The organism is Brevundimonas sp. (assembly GCF_050729455.1).
GTDB lineage: Bacteria > Pseudomonadota > Alphaproteobacteria > Caulobacterales > Caulobacteraceae > Brevundimonas.
The window spans coordinates 1-19,400 of sequence record NZ_JBOHLI010000003.1; the positions used below are offsets into that span (position 1 = coordinate 1).

A 19,400-nucleotide genomic window follows, 5' to 3' on the forward strand; every position below is an offset into this window, starting at 1 on the left:
CGCCGTGGCCCTGAACCGCAAGGCCTGATCGAGTCGAAAGAAATCCGGTGTCGATCCGCGCTTTCTTAACGGCCGACCCCGCATGGGTCGGCCCATGAACCTGAAATCCCGCCTTCTTGGTCTGGCCTTCGCCGCCGCCGACGCGCTCGTCGAGGTGAACGACAAGGTCGAGATCACCTTCGCCCTCGGCGCCGGGCCGACGGCGGGACAATTGACGGCGAGCTGGATCGGCCGCCCCTTCGCTGACCTGCTGTCGTTTTCCAGCCGCTCGGCGGTCCTGGAGACGCTTCGCAGCCTGACCGGCGGAGAGCGCAGCCTCCCGCTGGAAATTCTTGCCGACTGCGGCGACGGCCGCGTGCGTCGCGCCCTGTTCAGAGCCTTTGTCCTGCCCGATCTGGCGCCCGCCGTGTCCTGCGCCCTGACCTGGCAGGGCGAGCCGTTCGTGCTCGAGGAATTCGAGGCCTGCCCCCTGACGGACGCCGAAGGCTTCATGGCGCTCGCCCGCGAAGGCCTGAACGGCAAGACCGGCGCCGCCCTGCAACGTCTGGCCATGGCCTTCATCGAGGTTCAGGGCCTCAGCGCCGCCAACGACGCCGCCAACGAGCGCGTCGCCGCTCGCCTCGGCGTCCGACTGCAAGCGGCCTCGCACGACGGCGTCTGCGCGGGTCAGCTGACGGCCAACCGCTACGCCCTGATCAAGCAAGCCGACGACGGTCGCGACCTGGAGGCCGAAGTCCGCGAGGCCGGGCTGGCCGAGGGCTTGACCCTGACTTCGCGCGCCAGCGAAACCGCCGTCGGCTCGGACGCCCTGTGCGCCCTGCGCGCCATGCGCTTCGCCATCGAGGGCTGCCTGAAGGACAACGCCGCCCAACCGGAACTCAGCTTCGCCGACTCCCTGTCGCGCACGCTCAAGGACGCCGACCGCTTCCGCGGCATCGTGCGCGACAAGGAATTCGCCCTCTTCTATCAGCCCATCGTCGACCTGAAGACGCGGGCCGTGCACCACTTCGAGGCCCTGGCCCGCTTCGGGCAGTCGGGCGGCCCCGCCCCCGCCATCCGCATGGCCGAGGAATTGGCCCTGATCGAGAGCTTCGATCTGGCTGTGGCCGAAAAGATCGTCCACCGCCTGCGCCAGCCTGGGTCGGGCCTGCTCAAGGTCGCCATCAACGTCTCGGGCGCCTCCCTGGCCAACGACGCCTATGTCGCGGCCTTGCTGCGCATGACGGCCTCCGAGCCTGACAACCGCCAACGCTTGATCGTCGAGGTCACAGAAACCGCCGCCTTGGCCGACATCGCCGCCGCCAACCGCCGCCTCGGCGCCCTGCGCGACGCGGGGATCAAGGTCTGCATCGACGATTTCGGCGCGGGCTCCGCCGCCTTCGACTACCTGCGCGGCCTGTCGGTCGATGCGGTCAAGATCGACGGGGCCTTCGTGCGCGGCGTCGACGGCGACGCCCGCACCCGCACCCTGATCGGCCATCTGGTCGACCTGTGCGGTTCGCTGGGCATGACCACCATCGCCGAGATGATCGAGACCGAGGACGCCGCTCAGACTCTTCAGGACCTCGGCGTCAACCACGGCCAGGGCTGGCTCTTCGGCCGCGCCGAGGCCGAGCCCGTCACGACCGGCCCCGTCGCCGTTCGCGCCCGCCGTCAGGGCATGGTCGAAGCCTGGGGCTGACGCAGACGTCACAAGACCGCGTATCAATCCCCGCTGTTTTCCGGGATTGAGGGCTCTCGACCCAATTTCGCACGCCATGGTCACAGCCTCCGTCACACTAGGAAGGGTCTTTGACACGTCGCTCCGCTCATCCCGGTCTCCGCCGGAATGAGCAGGATCAATCCGGCCGCGCCAACCGAACCTCCCGATCGACCCCCACATTGTCCATGAAGTCCCGATCATGGGTGACGATCACCAGTGCGCCGTCATAGGCCGCCAGCGCCGCCTCGATCGCCGCGATGGAATCCAGATCCAGATGGTTGGTCGGCTCGTCCAGGATCAGCAGCTGCGGCGGTCGTGCCCCCGTCATGACGCAGGCCAGCGCCGCCCTCAGCCGTTCGCCGCCCGACATGGTCCCGACCGTCCAGTGCGCCGCCGTGTTGCGAAACAGAAAGCGGGCAAGCGCCGCGTGAGCGTCATTCGGCGTCCCCTTCGGATTAAGCCGCCGCCAGGCCTCGATCAGGGTCTCGTCCGGCTTCAGGATCGCCGCCGCCTGGTCCAGCAGGGCCGCCGCCACCGGCCGCTCGATGCGCCCCGCCGTCGGCGCCAACGCGCCCGAGATCAGCTTGAGCAAGGTCGCCCCGTTCGGCCCCGTGATCGCCACCCGCTCCGGTCCCGTCAGTCGCAGCGACACCGGCCCGACGATCCGTCGCCCCTCGGGACTGTGCGATTCAACCCCGTCCAGCGCCAGCACGACCTTGCCCGCCGCCAGCCCCGTCGAAGGCATGGGCACGGACAGCAGCCGCGCCCGTTCCACCCGCTCGCGCGCCTCGACCAGCTGCGCCTCGACCTCGGCGCGGCGACGCTCCGCCAGCCGCCCCTCGCGCGCACCGCTTTCCTCGGCCCGCTGCGCCCTGGCGTCCAGCAGGATCTTGGGATCGGACGTCCCCGCCCGATGCGCCCGCCCCGCCTTGTCCCGCTTCGCCTTCTTCTCCAGCGCCGCCTGCGCCTCGCGCGCCGCACGGCCAACCTCACGCTCGGCGCTCTCCAGATCGCGCTCCGCCGCCGTCCGTTCGGCCTCGCGTCGCTCGACAAAGAGGTCCCAGCCGCCGCCATAGATCCGCGCCCCCAGGCTCGACAGCTCCACGATCCGGTCCATCCGCCGCAGCAGGCCCCGGTCATGGCTGACCGTCAGCACCCCGCCCGGCCAGCGCCCCACGACCTCGGCCACCAGAGCCCGCGCCTCGGCGTCCAGATGGTTGGTCGGCTCGTCCAGCACGATCAGGTCCGGCGCGGCCATCATCAGGCCCGCCAGGCGCAGCCGCGTCTGCTCGCCGCCGCTCAGGCCGGCCGTAGAGCGATCCAACGCCAACCCGCTCAACCCGACCTGTCCCAGCGCCTCGCCCAGCCGCGCCTCCAGCGTCCAGTCCGCCTCGGCCATGTCCTCGACCGAGCCCTCGCCCGCCAGCACCCGCGCCAACAGGGCCAGAGGCTCCGCCGCGCCCAGGGTCTCGGCCACGGTCTCGCCGGGCCCAGGCTCATAGGTCTGGGCCAGCCAGCCGACGCTCCCGGCGCGCGCCACCGTCCCCTCCGCGGGCTCGGCCAGACCGGCGACAAGACGCAGCAACGTGGTCTTGCCCACGCCGTTGCGGCCCACCACGGCCGTGCGCTCGCGCCCGAAGGCGAGGCTCAGATTATCGAAGAGAGTGTGACCGTCAGGCGTGCGGGCCGCGACGCTGCTGAGCGTCGCGAACGCGGATACGGACGGGCTGAGGCTTGGGCTGAGCGAGGACATAGGCGAGCACGAAAAGCGGAGCGGAAAGGGCGAAACCGATTTCCAGAGCGCTGATCATGATCGTCGTGCCTCCTCGTCAAATACGTTGGCTGAATGAAAGGATGGGTGCTGATCTTTCGCAACGCAACCCCAATTCTCCTGCTGCGCTTTTGCGATGCGGCGCCGAGCCCCTATCTTCGCCCCATGACCGCGCCCGACCGAACCGTCGCCTTCCGCATCGACCGCCCCGCCCCCGACCGGGCCGAGGCCGCCGCCCGCCGGGCCGAGGCGGGGGACCGCATCCGCGCCGAAACCGGCATTGACGAGGCCCTGATCGACGCCCTGGTCGAGGGCTTCTACGCCCGCGTCCGTGACGACGACTTCATCGGCCCGATCTTCGCCGAACGGATCGAGGACTGGGGTCCGCATCTGGAACAGATGAAGCTCTTCTGGTCCTCGGTCGCCCTCTCTACCGGCGTCTATCAGGGCCGGCCCATGCCGAAACACCTGCCCCTGCCCATAGACGCTCGTCATTTCGACCGCTGGCTGCACATCTTCGAGGCGACCGCCCGCGACCTCTGCCCGCCCGTCGCCGCCGACCACTTCATCGTCCGCGCCCGCCGCATCGCCGAAAGCTTGGAACTGGGCGTCGCCAACGCCAACGGCGTCCTGGTCGGCCCCGGCGAGCGCTATCGCCGCCCGGAGCCCGCCTGGACGCCCGAGGACTGAGCAAAAGTTCTCATATTGTTCTTGCTGTTTCGGGCGAATTGATCCCCATATAGCGGCGTCGCCCCGAACGGTTTTTCGGGGTCTCCCGCGTTCCCGCTTACCGTTTCCGGGCCCATGACCGAAAAGCACAACTTCATCCGCGTTCGCGGCGCCCGCGAGCACAACCTCAAGGGCGTGGACGTCGATATCCCGCGCGAGAAGCTGGTCGTGATGACCGGACTGTCGGGGTCGGGCAAGTCCTCGCTGGCCTTCGACACCATCTACGCCGAGGGTCAGCGCCGCTATGTCGAGAGCCTTTCGGCCTATGCGCGTCAGTTCCTGGAACTGATGGGCAAGCCGGACGTGGACCTGATCGAGGGCCTGTCGCCGGCCATCTCCATCGAACAGAAGACGACGTCCAAGAACCCGCGCTCGACGGTCGGCACGGTCACCGAGATCCACGATTACATGCGTCTGCTGTGGGCGCGCGTGGGCGTGCCCTATTCGCCCGCCACCGGCCTGCCGATCGAGAGCCAGACCGTCAGCCAGATGGTCGATAAACTGACCGCCCTGCCCGACGGCGAGCGTCTGCTGCTGCTGGCCCCCGTCGTTCGCGGCCGCAAGGGCGAATACAAGAAGGAAATGGCCGAGTGGCAGCGGCAGGGCTTCCAGCGGCTCAAGATCGACGGCGAATTCTACGCCATCGAAGACGCCCCCGCGCTCGACAAGAAGTTCAAGCACGACATCGATATCGTCGTGGATCGCATTGTTACCAAAGATGGTCTTGAGCCGCGCTATGCCGACAGCATCCAGACCGCGCTGAACCTGGCCGACGGCATCGCCACCGCTGAATGGGCGAATGCGCCCGAGGGCGAAGAGCCTCGCCGCATCGTCTTTTCCGAGAAGTTCGCCTGCCCCGTCTCGGGCTTCACCATCAGCGAGATCGAGCCGCGGCTGTTCTCGTTCAACAACCCCTTCGGCGCCTGCCCGACCTGCGACGGCCTGGGGGTCAAGCTGGCCTTCGACGCCGATCTGGTGATCCCGGACCGCGACAAGACCCTGCACAAGGGGGCGGTGGCTCCCTGGGCGCGCGGCCCCTCGCCGCTCTACACTCAGACGCTACAGTCGCTGGCCCAGCATTTCGGCTTCTCGATGGACAAGCCCTGGCGCGACCTGCCGGAACAGGCGCACCGCGCCATCCTGCACGGCACCGGGTCCGAGAAGATCAAGTTCGTCTATGACGACAACGCCCGCAAGTACGAGGTCTCCAAGGCCTTCGAGGGCGTTCTGCCGAACCTCGAACGTCGCTGGCGCGAGACCGACAGCGCCTGGGTCCGCGAGGAACTGGGCCGCTATCAGTCCGAGACCCCCTGCGAGGTCTGCGGCGGCAAGCGCCTGAAGCCCGAGGCCCTGGCGGTCAAGGTCGGCGGCGCCGACATCGCCGAGATCAGCTGGCTGTCGATTTCCAAGGCCTATCTGTGGTTCACCACCCTGGACGACCACCTGACGGACAAGCAGCGCGAGATCGGCCGCCGCATCCTCAAGGAGATCACCGACCGGCTGCGCTTCCTCAACAACGTCGGCCTGGACTACCTCAGCCTGTCACGCAGCTCCGGCACCCTGTCGGGCGGCGAGAGCCAGCGCATCCGCCTGGCCTCGCAGATCGGCTCGGGCCTGACCGGCGTCCTCTATGTGCTGGACGAACCCTCCATCGGCCTGCACCAGCGCGACAACACCCGCCTGTTGGAAAGCCTGATGGGCCTGCGCGACCTCGGCAACTCGGTCCTGGTGGTCGAGCATGACGAGGAGGCGATCCTGACCGCCGACTACGTCATCGACATGGGTCCGGCCGCCGGCGTCCATGGCGGCGAAATCTGCGCCCAGGGCACGCCCGCCGAGGTCATGGCCAACCCGAACTCCCTGACCGGCCAATACCTGACCGGCGCGCGCGAGATCGAACTGCCACCCGAGGGCCGCCGCCCGGTCGACCGCAAGCGGATGCTGAAGATCAGCGGCGCCACCGGCAACAACCTGAAGAACGTCACCGGCGAGATCCCCGTCGGCCTGTTCACCTGCGTCACCGGCGTGTCCGGCGGCGGCAAGTCCACCTTCACCATCGAGACGCTCTACAAGGCCGCCGCGCGCCGCCTGCACAACGCCTCGGACGCCCCGGCCAACTTCGACCGGATCGAGGGGCTGGAGCAGTTCGACAAGGTCATCGACATCGACCAGTCGCCCATCGGCCGCACCCCGCGCTCGAACCCGGCCACCTATACCGGGGCCTTCAACCCGATCCGTGACTGGTATGCGGGCCTGCCCGAGTCCAAGGCGCGCGGCTATGGTCCCGGCCGCTTCAGCTTCAACGTCAAGGGCGGCCGCTGCGAGGCCTGTCAGGGCGACGGCGTCATCAAGATCGGGATGCACTTCCTGCCCGACGTCTACGTCACCTGCGATGTCTGCAAGGGCAAGCGCTACAACCGCGAAACCCTGGAAATTGTCTTCAAGGGCAAGAGCATATCCGACGTTCTGGACATGACGGTTGAGGAGGCCGCGCGCTTCTTCAACGCCGTGCCGTCGATCCGCGACAAGATGCTGACGCTGGAGCGCGTGGGCCTGGGCTACGTCAAGGTCGGCCAGCCCGCCACCACCCTGTCGGGCGGCGAGGCCCAGCGGGTCAAGCTGTCCAAGGAACTGGCCCGCCGCGCCACCGGCAAGACCCTCTACATCCTCGACGAGCCCACGACCGGCCTGCATTTCGAGGACACGCGCAAGCTGCTGGAGGTGCTTCAGGAACTGGTCGACAACGGCAACACCATCGTCGTCATCGAGCACAACCTGGATGTCATCAAGGTCGCCGACTACCTGCTGGACTTCGGTCCCGAGGGCGGCGACGGCGGCGGCGAGATCGTGGCCTTCGGCACGCCGGAACAGGTGGCCGACAACCCCGCCAGCTGGACCGGCAAATACCTCAAGGAGGTGCTGGACCGCCACGAAGAGCGCCGCAAGGGGCGCGTGGCCGCCCTGCCTGAAGTGCAGAAGGCCGAGAAGAAGCCCCGCGCCCGCAAGAGCGCCTGACCGGTCCGGTCAGGCGCTCTTGCCTTATCAGGCGCGCGGCGCGCCCTTGAGCTGCAGATAGGCGGCCGAGAACGGCGCGTACATAATCACGATCTGGGCCGCCGACAGGATGGCCTGGACGACCAGCGACACCGCCAGCATGGGCCCCAGCGCGCCCAGCAGGCTGGGAACGCTCGCGCCTTCCATGGCCACCAGCCGCTCGTTCCCGCCGACCATCAGGCTCAGCGGCGCCGCCACGGCCGAACCCAGCAGGCCCACCAGCATAGCCAGGACCCCGGCGATGATCGCCATGCCCAGCAGCGGCCAGAACACCTTCTTGCCCGTCATGGCGAAGGCCGGCTTCAACATGATCCGCCCCCCGGCGAAGGTGGCCGGCACGACCAGGCTAAGCCGAACTGACAGCCAGGCGAGCAGCGCGATCACCGCCAGCGACAGCAGAACCACGACCAGCCACAACGCCGGCAGGGCCATGGCCCCCGCCATCGCCACGGTAACGATCATGAAGCCGGCGAAGGTCACGGCGAACATGATTAGCGACACAAGCAGGCTGGCCCCCAGCACCCGCAGTTCATCCTTGCCGAGGCGCAAATAGCCGAACTTGCGGTCTTCCGGGCGGATGACGGACCGGGCGATGGCGGTGCTGATGACGGCGCTGAACAGCAGCCCCAGCGGCATGGCCCAGCCGATGATGACGCCATAGGCCTGCATCAACCGTTCCACGTCCTCCGGCGAAGGCTCGGTCTGCCCCTGCGCCTGCATCTGGGTGATGACCGACAGGACGGTAACGAAATGCGGCCCCACCAGCAGGAACAGAATGCCGATGAAGACGGCGTAGGCCCCGGCCCAGCACAAGACGGCGACGGGCGCGCGTCGCGTCAGGCGGAAACCTTCAAAGGCGCAGTCGGTGGCGGGAAAAGTCATGCAGTCGTCCTCGATTCCCGATCAGCCTAGCCCAACCGGGCGCGCTTCGTCTTGCGGCGCTTGCGCCAGCAGCGACCGGCAGGCCTCGGCATAGGGCGCCATCGTCACCGTGGTCAGAAAGCCCTGCAGCCATGACAACGGCACGAAGGCCGCCAGCGCCCAGGGGATCAACACGCCCCAGTTCACCGTCGGCGGCGCGCCGTTCTCCAGCATGGCTGGCCAGGCTGAAGACATTGAGCCCCGCAACAAGGAACAGCACCACGGCGGCGACCGCCAGCAGGGCCAATTCGATCGCCAGCACGACCGCGATGATCGCGAGGCTCAGCCCCAGCAGCCGCAGCACCTGCCCCTTGGACAGCTTCCAGCCCTGAACAAAGGCGAAGTCGCCCAGGGCCACGCTGGCCGGCATGATCAGGCAGGCCCGCAGGATGACGCACCAGCATCAGCGCGCCGAACAGCAGCGACGGCGCAGCCGACACAACGCCCACGCCCAGACCTGCAGCGGCCTGCGCCGCGTCAGTTTGAAGCCAGAGGCCAAGGCCTCGCCGATGGAAAACGCCGTGGTCATGACTGGCTCCTCTGAACCGCCGTCTTAAGCCAGACCATATAGCACGCGCCACCTCGTCGCGGCCTGCGTGCGTAAGACAGGCTGACGGAAGCCTCCGGGACCGCTAGAAGGCCGCCATGTCGAACGCAGCGCCCTCCACCCAGCCCATTCATGTCATCGGCGGCGGCCTCGCCGGTTCCGAAGCCGCCTGGCAGATCGCCCAGGCGGGCGTGCCCGTCATCCTGCATGAAATGCGCGGCGTGCCGGGCATAAAGACCGACGCGCACCAGACGGATGGCCTAGCCGAGCTGGTCTGCTCCAACTCCTTCCGCTCGGACGACTGGGAATACAACGCCGTCGGTCTGCTGCACGCCGAGATGCGGGCGCTGGGCTCGATCATCATGGAATGCGGCGACGCCCATCAGGTCCCGGCGGGCGGCGCCCTGGCCGTCGACCGCGACGGCTTCTCGCAGGCCGTGACGGCCAAGCTGGAGGCCCACCCGCTCGTCACCATCGTGCGCGAGGAAGTCGCCGGCCTGCCGCCCGAAGAGTGGGACAACGTCATCGTCGCCACCGGCCCGCTGACCTCGCCCGCCCTGGCGGACGCCATCCTGAAGATGACCGGCGAGGAAAGCCTCAGCTTCTTCGACGCCATCGCCCCCATCATCCACGCCGACAGCATCGACTTCGACATCGCCTGGCGTCAGTCGCGCTATGACAAGGAAGGCCCCGGCGGCGACGCCGCCGCCTACGTCAACTGCCCGATGGACAAGGAACAGTACGACGCCTTCATCGACGCCCTGCTGGGCGGCCCCAAGGCCGAGTTCAAGGACTGGGAGAACGTTCCTTATTTCGACGGCTGCCTGCCCATCGAGGTCATGGCCGAGCGCGGTCGTGAGACCCTGCGCCACGGCCCGATGAAGCCGGTCGGCCTGACCAATCCGCGCAACCCGACGGTCAAGGCCCACGCCATCGTCCAGCTGCGTCAGGACAACGCCCTGGGCACCCTGTTCAACATGGTCGGCTTCCAGACCAAGCTGAAGCACGGGGCGCAGGCCGAGACCTTCCGCATGATCCCGGGCCTGCAGAACGCCCAGTTCGCGCGTCTGGGCGGCCTACACCGCAACACCTACCTGAACAGCCCGCAACTGCTGGACAAGCAACTGCGCATGAAGGCCATGCCGCGCCTGCGCTTCGCCGGTCAGGTGACCGGGGTTGAAGGCTATGTCGAAAGCGCCGCCATGGGCCTGCTGACCGGCCGTCTGGCCGCAGCACAAGCCCTGGGTCGCGACCTGTCGGCCCCGCCGCCCGAAACCGCCATGGGCGCCCTGGTCGAACACATCACCGGCGGCCACCTGGCAGGCTCCAAGTTCCAGCCGATGAACATCAACTACGGCCTGCTGCCGCCGCTGGAGGCCCCCAAGGTCGACGAGGACGGCAAACGCATCCATCCCAAGGAACGCGGCCGCGCCAAGAAGCGCCTGCAATCCATCCGGGCGATGGAGGCCCTCAAGGCCTGGCGGGACGCAAGCTGATCGACCTCAGCCGTCGACGTCCTTGAGCATCAGCATCTGGCCGATCAGCCGCTCCTTGTCGTCCGGAAAGCCGCACTCGACGTCGACGGTCCTCGGGTTGCGCCAGGTGCCGAACATCATGTCGATGATCGGCAGGCCGTAGTTGCTGGCGTGGACGCCCCGCTCGTGATGCAGCCGATGCATCTCGGGGCGTTGCACCACAAACCCCAGCCACTGAGGCGTGCGCACGTCGGCGTGGGCGATCAGGTTGAACAACGTCACATAAAGCAAGGCCAACCCAGCTGCGGGAGCGTGCACGCCCAGCACGACATAGGCCCCAAAGGCGTTGAGCAGGCTCGCCAGCAGAGCGTCGAACGGATGGACGTAGAAGGCCGTCAGCGCCTCGATCCGCGTGGGGCTATGGTGTAGCTGATGAACCCAGCGCCACAGACGGTCCGACGCATGTACCGCGCGATGATAGCCGTAGGCTACAAGGCTCGAACACAGGAAGGTGGCCACACTGCCCCATCCGACGCCTAGCCGATCCCCGAGCCCCAGCAGCGAATGGCCGTCGATCCAGCCCTTGAAGAGAAAACCCGCCGCAACGACCACGACTAGGTTGGCGGCGTTCAAGGCGCCCGCATAAAGGCGCCACCGCTTGTCACACGATGCGCCGGACGCCGGCGCGATGACCTCGCGTGTGAAGACAATCGATAAGGCGGCAAAGGTCACGAAATAGACCAGCAGCAGCATGAGAGGCCCCCCGGCACGTGACCATGACGGCGGCATAGTGAGCCTCCCGAGGCGGCCCAGACAAGCCGCAAAGCGCCACAGCCCTTTAACGCAACTTGGGCAGGCCCGGCCGGAACCCCAAGGTGATCACGCCCAGAACCACGACGCCGACGCCCATCAGGACCCAGGCCCCGGTCAGGTCGGCCATGTGGTCCCGCAGCAGGCCGGCGGCCAGCGGCGACAGGCTGGCGATGATGTAGCCCCCGCCCTGGACGAAGGCGAGCAGGTCGCCGGATCGGCTCGGGTCGTCGATCTGGTCCATCGCCAGAATCAGGGTCAGGGGGAAGATGGCCCCGATCCCCAGCCCCATGACCACCACGACCGGGACAGCCATGGTCACTGGCGCGACCACCAGACCCGCCAGACCGATCAGGGCCAGCACCAGCGCCGTCAGGATCGGCACGCGTCGATCAGGGAAGCGCGCGATGACCATCGACACGATGACGCCCGCCGCCACCTCGGCCCCGGTCATGCCGCTGAGCAGATAACCCGCCGTCGCCCTCGCCTGCCCCAGATCGACGTAGAAGGGCGGCAGCCAGGCCAGCACCAGCGTATAGGCCGAGGTCCCCAGTCCCATGATGAAGATCAGGCTCCACGCCCGGCCCTGCTTCCAGAAGGGAAGCTCGGGATGGACCACCTCGGCCACGGCCGCCCGGTCGGGTTCTTCCGCCGCCGGGTCGCGCGCGGCGATCAGCCAGATGACCGCCGCCACAAAGGCGGGCCCGCTCCACAACGCCAGCGTCCAGGCCCAGCCGACCGCCTCGGCCAGTCCCGCCGCTGTAGCCGCCGCGATCGCCGCCCCGCCCATGATGCCCGTGGTGTAGAGGCCCATCACCGTGCCGAACCGCGTCGGGAAGGCCCGCTTGATCACGACCGGCGCCAGGGCCTGAATCAGGGCCACGCCCACACCAACGACCGCTGCGCTGGCGATCAGGCCCGCCGTGTCCTTCAGCGACGCCCGTACCAGACAGGCCCCTCCGATCAGCAGCGCGCCCAGCAGGATGCCGCGTCGCTCGCCCAGCCGCCGCCTCAGAGGTCGGATCGACAAGGCGCCGAGGCCGATCATCGCCACCGGCAGGGTCGTCAGCAGGCTGGCGGCGGTGGAATCCATCCCCGTCGCGCCCTCAATCAAGTCCAGCAGAGGCCCGACCGCCGCCATCGCTGGGCGCAGGTTCAGCGCCAGTGCGAAGATAGCCGCCAATAGCAGCAGGGACGCGCCGCGCGCCGGTTCGGCGTCGGACCGTGCGGTCATGACAGAGGACTCCACTGGAAAATCGCGCTAGTCTCTCGACCTCAAGTATCTCGATGTCAAGATAACCCATGCCCGACAGAGCCTCTCGCGCGGCCGCCCAATGGGCCGTCCAGCGCCCCGACATGGACATGCTGCCGATGGAGGCGCTGGGCCGCCTGCACGAGGCCTCCATCGTGGTCGCGCGGGAACGCCAGGCGCCGCTCTACGCCCGCTACGGCCTGCAACAGGGCGAGTTCGACGCCCTGGCCACCCTGCGCCGCTCGGGCGCGCCCGAAGGCCTGACGCCGACCGCCCTGTTCGAAGCGGCCATGATGTCGTCCGGCGGCATGACGGCCCGCATCGACCGGCTGGAAAAGGCAGGCCTGGTCGCGCGCGGCCCCCACCCGACCGACCGTCGCGCCACCCTGGTCCGCCTGACCGACAAGGGCTTGGACCTGATCGAAACCATCATGCCCGAACACGAAGAAGCGGCGCGAGACATCCTCGCGCCGCTGTCGCTCGATGAGCAGAAGACGCTGAACGCCCTGCTGGCCCGCCTGATCGACGGCCTCTGCGACTGAAATCAGCCGCCGGTGATCGCCTTGAACGCCACATAGACGGCGACGATCAGGATCAGCCCGGCGAACAACTGACGGCCCAGGACCGCATTCGCCCCCAGCCGCTTCGACAGCGGCAGGCCCGCCATCGTCCCCGCCGCGCCGCCGACCGTCATGGCCGCGACCACGCCCCAGTCGACCAGCCCGGACAGGCTGTAGTTCACCGCCGTGCTGGCCCCGAAGGCAGCGACGCTGAGCAAGGACGTCGCCTGCGCCGCGGCCAGGGTCATGCCGGTGGCCCACATCAGGCCCGGCACGATGAGGAAGCCGCCGCCGATGCCGAAGAAGCCCGCCGCGACGCCGACGCCGGCCCCCGACACCGCCACGCGCGGCGCCATGCCCCGGTTCAGACGCACGCCCGGATCACCCTCGCTCTTCTTGGGCAGCATCATGGCCAGACCAACCGCCGCCATGGCCACCGCAAAGATCAGCAGCAGGTGATGACCGTCGATGGCCTTGGCTGCCGACGACCCAACCCAGGCCGCCAGCGCGCCGACAACCGCGAACATCACCGCGCAGGGCCAGCGCACCCGCCTCGCCTTGGCCTGACCGGCCAGGGCCGTCAGCGCGTTCAGAGACACCCCGGCCGCCGAGGCGCCGATGGCCACATGCGGGTCGCGCACGCCGACGACATAGAGCAGCAACGGCACGGCCAGAACCGACCCGCCGCCGCCGAACACCGTCAGCAGCAGAGTGACGACGCCTCCGCTCAGGCCCGCCAGAAGCAGCTGGATCGGCTCCATGGCCTCAGGCCCGCTTCATGGTCCGGTTCCACGGCATGACCGCCAGCAGGCGCGCCATGCCGCAGAAGCCCGTCGCCCCGGCCACGAACAGGCCCGCGCCGACAAAGGCGCTGATGCCCCAGAAGGCGGGATGCACGGCCAGGCCCAGGGCGCCGCCCAGCAGGATCAGCCCACCCGCCGCCATCTGCACCTGACGCATCAGCTCCAGCGGCTGCTTGGCGTCGGTCTTGACCGGCAGCCCGGCCTTCTTCCAGGCGTCCAGACCGCCCGCCAGCACGTGGGCCGGGCCGTCGACGCGCGCGGCCAGCCGGTCGCAGTGCGCGCCGGTCCGGTTGCCGCTGCGGCACATGAAGATGACGTCCTTGCCCGGCGTCAGCGCGAGGTTCGCGGCCTCAAAAGCCGACAGCGGGGCCGCGACGGCCCCGGCGATATGTTCGCGCGCATGTTCGTCGGGTTCGCGCACGTCGACCAGCACGGCGGTCCGCGCCTTCATGCGAGCGGCGACGTCTGCAGGCGACAGGGAGACAAGCGGGTTCATGGTCAGGTCCTTGGAACTGGGGAGGGTCTCAGGCCGAAGCGGGAGGACAGAAGATCTCGGCCAGAACGCCGATCACCTGCAGGGCGGCGGGATCAGCGATTCGATAGAAGACGGCGGTGCTGCTCTTTCGCGCACTGACCAGTCCGTCCTCGCGCAGGCGCGCCAGATGCTGGGACAGGGCCGATTGCGACAGGCCGACCAGCGGCAACAGATCCGCGACCTGCCGCTCGCCCTCGCCGATCTGGCATAGGATCATCAGGCGGTTTTCATTGGACAGCGATTTTAGCAGCCGGGCGGCGCTGCCCGCATTGGCTTGAAAGCGTTCCAGTCCGATGGCGTTCAGGTCGATCATGGACGTCAATATATAAGCACTTGTTAAATTAGCAATGACTAATATATCTAGCCGCGATCCAGGAGGCTGACGCCATGACCCTTTCCGCCGCTGCAAACAGTCCCGATGTCGTCGGCCTTTTCGATCCTGCGACCCACACCGTGACCTATCTGGTCGCCGATCCCGCGACGGGCGCAGCGGCCATCATCGACCCGGTGCTGGACTATGATCCGGCGGCGGCCCGCACCTCGACGGGCTCCATCGACCGGGTGCTGAACGCTGTCCGCGACCGGGGGCTGAAGCTGGAACGCGTGCTGGAAACCCACGCCCACGCCGACCATCTGACCGGCGCCGACGTCATCCGCACGCGCACCGGCGCGCCCATCGGCATCGGCGAGAAGATCACCCGCGTGCAGAAAACCTTCGGCGACCTGTTCGAGGCCGCCGACGTCACGCCCGACGCCGTGGTGTTCGACGAGACCTACGCCGACGGCGCCCGCTTCAAGCTGGGCGAGCTGGCGGTCGAGGTCATGCATACGCCCGGCCATACGCCCGCCTGCGTCAGCTATCGCATCGGCGACGCGGTCTTCGTCGGCGACGCCCTGTTCATGCCCGACTACGGCACTGCGCGCTGCGACTTCCCAGGCGGCGACGCCCGGACCCTGTATCACACGATCCAGAAGATCCTGGCCCTGCCCGAAGCCATGCGCGTCTTCGTCGGCCACGACTACCTGCCGCAAGACGGACGCACCGAATTCCACTGGGAAACGACTGTCGGCGAGGAGAAAGCCAACATCCACATCGCCGGCCGACCCGAAGACGAATTCGTCGCCATGCGCGAGGCGCGCGACGCCACCCTGGCGCCGCCGCAGCTGATCCTGCCGGCGCTTCAGGTCAACATCCGCGCCGGCGCCCTGCCGCCGGCCGAGGCGTCAGGCAAGCGGTTCCTGAAGCTGCCGCTGAACGCGATCTAGACCCGACCGCGCAGCACGCCCCAGAACAGCCGCAGCCGCTTCAGCGGTTCCGGCTCATCCGAACGGATCAAGGTAGCGTGCGCAACGGCGGGAAAGGCGGCGGTCGGCAGGGTCTTCAGGTTGGCGTTGGCGGCGGCGGCCTGAGCCTTCGCTTCATCGCCCCGCCCCGTCTGCGACAGCGCCCAGAGGCGTCCTGCCTCCACGACCGTTGCATCATGCCCCTCGCCCGCCAGCATTCGCGCCGCGATCTGCATGGGGCCGACATAGAAGGCGTCCAGGTCGTGCGGCTCGCCGTGCACCCGGCCGATATGGGCCTCGATCAGGGCGTCGAAGGGCGCGCGTTCCAGCCCGTGACGGGCGACGGCGGCGGTCAGGGCCTCCAGGACCGGATGACCGACGCGCGGAGTGTTGGCGAAGACGCCCTCCATCTGCTCGGCCCACCATGTGTAGCGCATCTCGGCCAGCATGGGCTGGGTGACGCGGGTGGGAATGGCCAGCAGTTCCGCCTCGAAGGCGTAGAGGGCGATCAGGTCCGCGCGCGCCTGAACATCGGCCACGAACCGGCTGGACAGCCAGCGGTCGGGGTCGGCGGCGCGGACCTGGGTATCGAGATCAACAGAAGCAGTCATCCCGCAAGGCCATCGGCCATTGCGGGATGGGGTTCAAGCCTCAGAGCGCAAGTCTCAGCCGAACAGGGTCTGATACATGGCCATCGAGGTCAGCATCGGCAGCGACAGCAACAGGTTGGTACGGCTGCCCAGCATGGCGATGCGCGCGGCCTTGGCCTTCTTGTCGTCGTCGGCCGGGACGATGCCCAGGGCCCGTTTCTGGTTCGGCCAGATCACACCCCAGACGTTCAGGAACATGACGATGGCCAGCCAGACGCCGATCCCCATCAGGGCGAACTGCTGGTCGCCTGCGTTCAGACCGCCGGCCAGGCCGAAGGTCAGGACCTCGTGGGCATAGGCGTGGCCGCGCGTGAACAGGACCGCGATCCCCGCCAGCACCGTCACCAGCGCCGACCAGCGGAACCAGAACAGGGCCTCGGGCGCGATATGCTTGCTGACGGCGGGCTTCAGCTCGGCCGGGATCGACGGCATGACCCGGATTTGCACGAAGTTGAAATAGTAGAGCAGGCCGATCCACAGGATGCCTGCGACGACGTGGACCCAGCGGAAGGCCGCCTGGGCGAAGCCGAGATCGAAACCGCCCGGCGCGATGCGGCCGAAGGCGAAGATCATGACGCTCGCCAGCAGGATGCTGAGCAGGAATGTCGTTCTGAAGTTGGAAAGCAGTTTGGCCATGCGCCCCTCCCCGGGTCGGAATCAGGAAGCGTGACCTTACTCCTCCCTCCCCGCCCGGGGGAAGGAGGAGTATTTCAGGTGGAGCCTGCCCTCAGGGGCGGCTTGCCATGCCGAACTTGACCGGCTTGGCGTCCTCGTCAGCAGAGCCGCCGCGCTTGACGCCCCACAGCAGGATGATCGGCGCGCAGACATAGATCGACGAATAGGTGCCGATGATGATGCCGGCCATCAGGGCGATGGAGAAGCCGAACAGGGCCTCGCCGCCGAACACGGCCAGCGCCCCCAGCACCATGACGGCGGTGATGCCGGTGATGATGGTCCGCGACAGGGTTTCGTTGATCGACAGGTCGATCACTTCGCGCAGAGGCATGGTCTTGTACTTGCGCAGGTTCTCGCGAAGGCGGTCGAACACCACGACCGTATCGTTCATCGAATAACCGATGACGGTCAGGATGGCGGCGACCATGTTCAGGCTGAACTCCAGCCGGAACAGCACGATCAGGCCGAAGGTCAGGACCACGTCGTGAACCAGACCGACCACGGCGCCGAAGCCGAACTGCGGCTCGAACCGGAACCAGATGTAGGCGAACATCAGCACGATGGCCGCGCCCAGCGCCATCAGGCCGCTGCTGAACAGCTCGCCCGACACCTTGGAGCCGACGACGCTGGTGCCCGAGAAGGCGACCTGGCCGACGGCGTCGGTGATACCCTTCTGGACCCGCGTCACGACCGCCGTCTGGTCCTCGTTGTCCGGCACCTGGAAGCGGACGATGGCGCGCTGGGCGCCATCGATATTCTGAACCTGGACTTCGCCCAGATTGAGCTTGCCCATGGCTTCGCGGACCGCGCCGGCGTCGATCGACTTGCCGGCGGGGGCGGTCATTTCCATGACCGCGCCCCCCTTGAAGTCGATGCCCATTTCAAGGCCGGGATAGAAGCAGGCGACGATCGAGGCGATGCACAGCACCAGCGACAGCAGACCCGCCGGCAAGGCGTACTTCACAAAATAGAAGTTCGTCTTGTTCGGCAGCAGTTTAATCAAAGGCCATCCACGCATCGCCATCACTCCGCGATCGGCAGTTTTTTGGGCTTGGCGACTTTGAGCCAGTACCCAAGCAGAACCTGGGCGACCATCACCGAGGAGAACATGGAGGTGATGACGCCGATGGTCAGCGTCCAGGCGAAGCCGCGCACAGGGCCAGCGCCGAAGGCGAACATGATCAGCGCCGCCATCAGGTTCGTCAGGTTGGCGTCGATGATGGTGCCCATGGCCTTGTTGAAGCCCGCGTCCATTGAGGCGATGACCGAACGGCCCGCCCGCGCTTCGTCGCGCATCCGCTCATAGATCAGCACGTTGGCGTCGACCGCCACCGCGAAGGTCAGGATCAGGCCGGCGATACCTGGCAGGGTCAACGTCGCCTGGAACAGCGACATGGCCGCCACGATCAGAATCCCGTTCAGCACCAGGCCAATGACCGAGATGCCGCCGAACAGGAAGCCGTAGGACAGGAACATGAACGTGACGATGATCACAAAGCCGACCGCGGTCGAAATCTGACCCGCCTTGATGGCGTCAGCCCCCAGTTCGGCGCCGACCACGCGACGTTCCTCGACCTTCAACGGCGCCGGCAGAGCGCCGCCGTTCAGCAGGTTCACCAGGGTGGCGGCGGACTCGATCGAGAAGTTGCCGGTGATCTGTCCCGAACCGCTGGTGATCGGAACCTGAATGGTCGGGGCCGAGATGACCTTACCGTCCAGGATGATGGCGAAAGGCTTGCCGATGTTCTGGCTCGTGGCTTCAGCGAAGCGCCGCGCGCCCTGACCGTCAAAGCGGAAATCGATGGCGGGGCGGCCGTTCTGGTCCGAGCCGACGCCGGCGCGGGTCAGGTTCTCGCCCGAGACCAGCACGCGCTTCTTGACCAGATAGGGCGTGACGCCGTCCTCGCCGACCAGCAGTTCTGCATCGGGCGGCACGCGGCCAGCCAGCGCGTCCTGCAGACCATTGGCGCTGCTGTCCACCATCTGGAAGGTCAGTTGCGCCGTCTGGCCGATGACGGCCTCCAGCTTGGCCGGATCGCTTTCACCCGGAGCCTGGACGACGATGCGGTCGGCGCCCTGGCGGGTGATCGAGATTTCCTTGGTGCCGGAGCTGTCGATCCGGCGACGGACGACTTCGATCGACTGATCCACCGCCGTCGCGCCCATGGACGCCAGGGCGGCGTCGGTGAAGGCGAAACGGATGCGATTGTCGTTCAGGCGCGTGACGACGCGATCAGCCTGACCTTGCGGCGCGCCGGTCTGGGCCAGGGTGCGCAAGGCGGTCAGGGCGGCGTCGTATTGCGCCCCCTCGCCGATCGTCACGACCACGCCGCCGGATTCGCGTTGCAGGCCGCCGATGGGGATCTTCTGTTCGGCCAGGGTGACGCGAACGTCTTCGACCAGGTTGGTGACGCGTTTGGCGCGCATCGCCGGGACGTCGACTTCCAGCAGCAGGTAGGACCCGCCCTGAAGGTCGAGGCCCAGGTTCAGACCGTTCTTCGGCAGCCAGCCGGGCAGAGCCTCGCGCTGGGCGGGCGTCAGGACATTGGGGAAGGCCAGCAGCAGCCCGAAAACGAGCGACAGCACGACCAGGACGATTTTCCAGCGCGAAAGCTGAATCATGTCAGGGCTC

At 67.7% G+C, this 19,400-nt stretch carries 18 protein-coding genes; 6 read left to right on the forward strand and 12 right to left on the reverse strand.

Annotated elements, in window-relative coordinates:
- Positions 1–94 precede the first annotated feature (94 nt).
- Positions 95–1,681 carry an EAL domain-containing protein gene (locus tag ACREEF_RS01290; protein WP_431563805.1) on the forward strand — a complete coding sequence of 529 codons (1,587 nt, stop codon included), beginning with the start codon at positions 95–97 and terminating at the stop codon, positions 1,679–1,681.
- Between the two features lie 157 nt (positions 1,682–1,838).
- Here the strand turns inward: ACREEF_RS01290 and ACREEF_RS01295 are convergent, their stop codons facing one another.
- Complete coding sequence (locus ACREEF_RS01295) at positions 1,839–3,455, reverse strand: ABC-F family ATP-binding cassette domain-containing protein (protein ID WP_431563806.1); 1,617 nt, start codon at positions 3,453–3,455, stop codon at positions 1,839–1,841.
- A 183-nt stretch (positions 3,456–3,638) separates the two neighbouring features.
- Between ACREEF_RS01295 and ACREEF_RS01300 the strand changes: the two genes are divergently transcribed.
- Both ACREEF_RS01300 and uvrA read left to right on the forward strand, forming a co-directional pair.
- Positions 3,639–4,163, forward strand: a complete 525-nt coding sequence (locus ACREEF_RS01300; RefSeq protein ID WP_431563807.1) for a group III truncated hemoglobin — start codon at positions 3,639–3,641, stop codon at positions 4,161–4,163.
- Between the two features lie 114 nt (positions 4,164–4,277).
- Complete coding sequence (gene uvrA, locus ACREEF_RS01305) at positions 4,278–7,217, forward strand: excinuclease ABC subunit UvrA (protein WP_431563808.1); 2,940 nt, start codon at positions 4,278–4,280, stop codon at positions 7,215–7,217.
- A 27-nt stretch (positions 7,218–7,244) separates the two neighbouring features.
- On the opposite strand, the gene ACREEF_RS01310 is transcribed toward uvrA, so the two are convergent.
- Both ACREEF_RS01310 and ACREEF_RS01315 read right to left on the reverse strand, forming a co-directional pair.
- Positions 7,245–8,138 (reverse strand): hypothetical protein, encoded by an 894-nt coding sequence (locus ACREEF_RS01310; RefSeq protein WP_431563809.1) that lies wholly within the window; start codon positions 8,136–8,138, stop codon positions 7,245–7,247.
- Positions 8,107–8,547, reverse strand: coding sequence for a hypothetical protein (locus ACREEF_RS01315; protein ID WP_431563810.1), 441 nt, complete (start codon positions 8,545–8,547; stop codon positions 8,107–8,109). Before ACREEF_RS01315 ends, ACREEF_RS01310 begins: the two co-directional genes overlap by 32 nt.
- Positions 8,548–8,822: 275 nt before the next feature.
- Between ACREEF_RS01315 and trmFO the strand changes: the two genes are divergently transcribed.
- Entirely contained in the window at positions 8,823–10,220 is a 1,398-nt protein-coding gene (gene trmFO, locus ACREEF_RS01320; protein WP_431563811.1) for a methylenetetrahydrofolate--tRNA-(uracil(54)-C(5))-methyltransferase (FADH(2)-oxidizing) TrmFO, read from the forward strand.
- Between the two features lie 6 nt (positions 10,221–10,226).
- Here trmFO and ACREEF_RS01325 read toward each other — a convergent pair whose 3' ends face one another.
- Together ACREEF_RS01325 and ACREEF_RS01330 are read right to left on the reverse strand one after the other, a co-directional pair.
- Complete coding sequence (locus tag ACREEF_RS01325) at positions 10,227–10,952, reverse strand: sterol desaturase family protein (protein WP_431563812.1); 726 nt, start codon at positions 10,950–10,952, stop codon at positions 10,227–10,229.
- Positions 10,953–11,037: 85 nt separating this feature from the next.
- Positions 11,038–12,243: an MFS transporter gene (locus ACREEF_RS01330; RefSeq protein ID WP_431563813.1), complete on the reverse strand. Its 1,206-nt coding sequence runs from the start codon at positions 12,241–12,243 to the stop codon at positions 11,038–11,040.
- 68 nt (positions 12,244–12,311) lie between these two features.
- Between ACREEF_RS01330 and ACREEF_RS01335 the strand changes: the two genes are divergently transcribed.
- Positions 12,312–12,803: a MarR family winged helix-turn-helix transcriptional regulator gene (locus ACREEF_RS01335; protein WP_431563814.1), complete on the forward strand. Its 492-nt coding sequence runs from the start codon at positions 12,312–12,314 to the stop codon at positions 12,801–12,803.
- A gap of 2 nt (positions 12,804–12,805) precedes the next feature.
- Here the strand turns inward: ACREEF_RS01335 and ACREEF_RS01340 are convergent, their stop codons facing one another.
- The 3 genes from ACREEF_RS01340 to ACREEF_RS01350 are packed head-to-tail and all read right to left on the reverse strand — an operon-like array spanning position 12,806 to position 14,472.
- Positions 12,806–13,582 carry a sulfite exporter TauE/SafE family protein gene (locus ACREEF_RS01340; RefSeq protein ID WP_431563815.1) on the reverse strand — a complete coding sequence of 259 codons (777 nt, stop codon included), beginning with the start codon at positions 13,580–13,582 and terminating at the stop codon, positions 12,806–12,808.
- A gap of 4 nt (positions 13,583–13,586) precedes the next feature.
- A complete protein-coding gene (locus tag ACREEF_RS01345) occupies positions 13,587–14,120 on the reverse strand; it encodes a rhodanese family protein (RefSeq protein ID WP_431563816.1) in 534 nt (177 codons plus the stop codon).
- A gap of 28 nt (positions 14,121–14,148) precedes the next feature.
- A complete protein-coding gene (locus tag ACREEF_RS01350; protein ID WP_431563817.1) occupies positions 14,149–14,472 on the reverse strand; it encodes an ArsR/SmtB family transcription factor in 324 nt (107 codons plus the stop codon).
- Positions 14,473–14,546: 74 nt separating this feature from the next.
- Between ACREEF_RS01350 and ACREEF_RS01355 the strand changes: the two genes are divergently transcribed.
- Positions 14,547–15,425, forward strand: coding sequence for an MBL fold metallo-hydrolase (locus ACREEF_RS01355; RefSeq protein WP_431563818.1), 879 nt, complete (start codon positions 14,547–14,549; stop codon positions 15,423–15,425).
- Here ACREEF_RS01355 and ACREEF_RS01360 read toward each other — a convergent pair.
- From ACREEF_RS01360 to secD, 4 genes are all read right to left on the reverse strand, one after another.
- On the reverse strand, positions 15,422–16,054 hold the full coding sequence (locus ACREEF_RS01360) for a squalene/phytoene synthase family protein (RefSeq protein ID WP_431563819.1): 633 nt from the start codon (positions 16,052–16,054) through the stop codon (positions 15,422–15,424). The two genes, ACREEF_RS01355 and ACREEF_RS01360, sit on opposite strands and share 4 nt — an antisense overlap.
- Positions 16,055–16,108: 54 nt before the next feature.
- Positions 16,109–16,729 (reverse strand): hypothetical protein, encoded by a 621-nt coding sequence (locus ACREEF_RS01365; RefSeq protein WP_431563820.1) that lies wholly within the window; start codon positions 16,727–16,729, stop codon positions 16,109–16,111.
- A 91-nt stretch (positions 16,730–16,820) separates the two neighbouring features.
- The gene (secF, locus tag ACREEF_RS01370) at positions 16,821–17,792 is read right to left on the reverse strand and encodes a protein translocase subunit SecF (protein ID WP_431563821.1); all 972 of its coding nucleotides are present in this window, start codon (positions 17,790–17,792) and stop codon (positions 16,821–16,823) included.
- On the reverse strand, positions 17,792–19,390 hold the full coding sequence (secD, locus tag ACREEF_RS01375) for a protein translocase subunit SecD (RefSeq protein ID WP_431563822.1): 1,599 nt from the start codon (positions 19,388–19,390) through the stop codon (positions 17,792–17,794). The genes secF and secD overlap by 1 nt, the downstream gene beginning before the upstream one ends.
- Between the last annotated feature and the right edge of the window lie 10 nt (positions 19,391–19,400).

Excerpts from the sequence above, each read along its gene's own strand:
- ACREEF_RS01325 (WP_431563812.1), bottom strand. The coding sequence starts at position 10,952 with ATGCTGCTGCTGGTCTATTTCGTGACCTTTGCCGCCTTATCGATTGTC.
- ACREEF_RS01295 (WP_431563806.1), bottom strand. The coding sequence starts at position 3,455 with ATGTCCTCGCTCAGCCCAAGCCTCAGCCCGTCCGTATCCGCGTTCGCG.
- ACREEF_RS01340 (WP_431563815.1), bottom strand. The coding sequence starts at position 13,582 with ATGGAGCCGATCCAGCTGCTTCTGGCGGGCCTGAGCGGAGGCGTCGTC.
- secD (WP_431563822.1), bottom strand. The coding sequence starts at position 19,390 with ATGATTCAGCTTTCGCGCTGGAAAATCGTCCTGGTCGTGCTGTCGCTC.
- ACREEF_RS01350 (WP_431563817.1), bottom strand. The coding sequence starts at position 14,472 with ATGATCGACCTGAACGCCATCGGACTGGAACGCTTTCAAGCCAATGCG.
- uvrA (WP_431563808.1), top strand. The coding sequence starts at position 4,278 with ATGACCGAAAAGCACAACTTCATCCGCGTTCGCGGCGCCCGCGAGCAC.
- secF (WP_431563821.1), bottom strand. The coding sequence starts at position 17,792 with ATGGCGATGCGTGGATGGCCTTTGATTAAACTGCTGCCGAACAAGACG.
- ACREEF_RS01290 (WP_431563805.1), top strand. The coding sequence starts at position 95 with ATGAACCTGAAATCCCGCCTTCTTGGTCTGGCCTTCGCCGCCGCCGAC.
- ACREEF_RS01315 (WP_431563810.1), bottom strand. The coding sequence starts at position 8,547 with ATGCCGGCCAGCGTGGCCCTGGGCGACTTCGCCTTTGTTCAGGGCTGG.
- ACREEF_RS01345 (WP_431563816.1), bottom strand. The coding sequence starts at position 14,120 with ATGAACCCGCTTGTCTCCCTGTCGCCTGCAGACGTCGCCGCTCGCATG.
- trmFO (WP_431563811.1), top strand. The coding sequence starts at position 8,823 with ATGTCGAACGCAGCGCCCTCCACCCAGCCCATTCATGTCATCGGCGGC.
- ACREEF_RS01330 (WP_431563813.1), bottom strand. The coding sequence starts at position 12,243 with ATGACCGCACGGTCCGACGCCGAACCGGCGCGCGGCGCGTCCCTGCTG.
- ACREEF_RS01300 (WP_431563807.1), top strand. The coding sequence starts at position 3,639 with ATGACCGCGCCCGACCGAACCGTCGCCTTCCGCATCGACCGCCCCGCC.
- ACREEF_RS01355 (WP_431563818.1), top strand. The coding sequence starts at position 14,547 with ATGACCCTTTCCGCCGCTGCAAACAGTCCCGATGTCGTCGGCCTTTTC.
- ACREEF_RS01310 (WP_431563809.1), bottom strand. The coding sequence starts at position 8,138 with ATGACTTTTCCCGCCACCGACTGCGCCTTTGAAGGTTTCCGCCTGACG.
- ACREEF_RS01335 (WP_431563814.1), top strand. The coding sequence starts at position 12,312 with ATGCCCGACAGAGCCTCTCGCGCGGCCGCCCAATGGGCCGTCCAGCGC.
- ACREEF_RS01360 (WP_431563819.1), bottom strand. The coding sequence starts at position 16,054 with ATGACTGCTTCTGTTGATCTCGATACCCAGGTCCGCGCCGCCGACCCC.
- ACREEF_RS01365 (WP_431563820.1), bottom strand. The coding sequence starts at position 16,729 with ATGGCCAAACTGCTTTCCAACTTCAGAACGACATTCCTGCTCAGCATC.